The sequence below is a fragment of the Kineococcus vitellinus genome (genome assembly GCF_009906315.1).
Taxonomy (GTDB): domain Bacteria; phylum Actinomycetota; class Actinomycetes; order Actinomycetales; family Kineococcaceae; genus Kineococcus; species Kineococcus vitellinus.
This window is the reverse complement of sequence record NZ_JAAALL010000472.1, coordinates 1-2,079: the sequence shown is the minus strand read 5'-3', so window position 1 is coordinate 2,079 and position 2,079 is coordinate 1. Positions and strand designations below refer to the sequence as shown.

Below are 2,079 nucleotides of genomic sequence, written 5' to 3'. Positions count from 1 at the left end.
GGTCAGGACAGCACGAGGGCGCCGGGCCAGCGCGCGAGCGGCGGCGGGGGCCGCCACCGGTCGGCGCCGGTGCGGGTGCCCGGGGTGAGCGCGCCGAGGACCCGCCCGCCGGCGGCGCCGGTGCAGGAGGGCACGTTGCCGGGCAGGCCGTGCGCGTGCGCCCAGCCGAGCAGCGCGAACGCGACGGCCTCCTTCTCGTCGGCGGGGCAGCCGAGGTCCTCGCTGCGCGCCAGCGCGCCGGGCGGCAGGTGGGCGCCGAGCGCGGCCACCAGGGCGGGGTTGCGCACCCCGCCGCCGGAGGCGAACACCCGCTGCGCACCGGCCGCGGTGAGCGCCTGCGCCACCGTGCGGGCGGTCAGCTCGGTGAGGGTGGCGACGAGGTCGGGCAGCGCCGGCCGCAGCCCGGTGCGCGCCAGCACCGCCGGCACGTACCCGGCGTGGAAGAGCTCCTTGCCCGAGCTCTTGGGTGCGGGCAGCGCGTAGTACGGCTCGGCGAGCAGGGCCCGCAGCAGCTGCGCGTCGACGGTGCCGGCGGCGGCGAGCGCGCCGTCGCGGTCGAAGACCTCCGGCGTGGCGGGGTCGGCGGCGACGGCGGCGTCCACGAGGGCGTTGGCGGGGCCGGTGTCGAAGGCCACCGGCTCGGCGCCCGGGCCGCAGACGGTGGCGTTGGCGATGCCGCCGAGGTTGAGCGCGGCGACGCGCTCGCCGGCGGCCACGTGCGGGGCCAGCAGCAGCCGGTCCAGCAGCGGCACCAGCGGGGCGCCGTGCCCGCCGGCGGCCACGTCCGCGGTGCGCAGGTCCGCCACGACGGGGACGCCGGTGGCCTCGGCGGTCCAGGCCGGCTGGCCCACCTGCAGGGTGCCGCGGGCCCGGCCGTCCTCGACCCAGTGGTACAGCGTCTGCCCGTGCGAGCAGACGAGGTCGAAGGGCTCGGGGACCGCCGCCGCGGCGGCGGCGAACTCCTGGCCGATGCGCACCTGCAGCGCGCACAGCTCCTGCGCGCTCAGGCGCGCGGGCGGCAGCGCCCGCACCAGGGCGGCGCGCAGGTCCGGCGAGTACGGGACGCTGCCGCGGTGGCCCAGCCGGGCGTGCAGCACGTCGCCCTCGAGGCGGAAGTCCACGACGGCCACGTCGATGCCGTCGTGGGAGGTCCCGGAGATCATCCCGAGGACGCGCGTCACAGCTCGCCCAGCGCCCGGGCCAGCGATCCGCCGGCGCGCTGCAGCGCGGCGCGCGCGGCCGGGGCGTCCACGCCCAGGCGCAGCATCGCGACGGCCGTCCCGGCGTGCCCGTCGGCCGCGTCCAGGGCGGCGCGGGCCTGCTCGTCGCCGGCCCCGCTCGCGGCGGTCACGATGCGCAGCGCCCGCCGGCGCAGCTTGGCGTTGGTGGCCCGCACGTCGACCATGAGGCTGCCGTAGGTCCTGCCGAGGCGGACCATCACCAGCGTGCTCAGCGTGTTGAGCACCATCTTCGTCGCCGTGCCCGCCCGCAGCCGGGTCGAGCCGCGCACGACCTCGGGGCCGACGACGACCTCGATGGCGACGTCGCTGCGGGCGCTGACGGGCGTGGCGGTGTTGCAGGAGACGCCGACGCGCAGGCAGCCGAGCTGCCCGGCGCGCTCCAGGGCGCCCAGCACGAAGGGCGTGCGCCCGCTGGCGGCGATGCCGACGACGCTGTCCAGCGGCCCGGCGCCGACCTCGTCGAGGGCGGCGGCCCCGGCCGCCGGGTCGTCCTCGGCGGCCTCGACGGCCGCCACGAGCGCGGCGGGCCCGCCGGCGACGATCCCGACGACGAGACCGGGCGGGGTGCCGAAGGTCGGCGGCACCTCGGAGGCGTCCAGGACGCCGAGGCGGCCGGAGGTGCCGGCGCCCACGTGCAGCAGCCGACCGCCGCGGGCCATGCGCTCGGCGATCGCGTCGACGGCGGCGGCGACGGCCTCGTGCTGGGCGGCCACGGCGGCCGCCACGCGCGCGTCGCCCTCGCCCACGAGCCGCACCAGCTCGAGCGTCGAGAGCGCCTCCAGCTGCGGGCCGAGCTCGCCGGAGGACTCGGTGGCCAGCGCGTCCAGGTCCTCCGGCC

The 2,079-nt window shown here is 79.6% G+C and carries 2 protein-coding genes; both read right to left on the bottom strand.

Going from position 1 to position 2,079, the window contains the following annotated elements:
* Positions 1-2 precede the first annotated feature (2 nt).
* Complete coding sequence (locus GTQ99_RS22560; RefSeq protein WP_166617910.1) at positions 3-1,163, bottom strand: anhydro-N-acetylmuramic acid kinase; 1,161 nt, start codon at positions 1,161-1,163, stop codon at positions 3-5.
* Between the two features lie 14 nt (positions 1,164-1,177).
* Positions 1,178-2,079, bottom strand: a 902-nt coding sequence (gene murQ / locus GTQ99_RS22555; protein WP_205708054.1) for an N-acetylmuramic acid 6-phosphate etherase, incomplete at its 5' end; no start/stop codon positions are given.

Bases quoted from the DNA above. Each gene is read 5' to 3' on its own strand.
- GTQ99_RS22560 (WP_166617910.1), bottom strand. From the start codon at position 1,163: ATGATCTCCGGGACCTCCCACGACGGCATCGACGTGGCCGTCGTGGAC.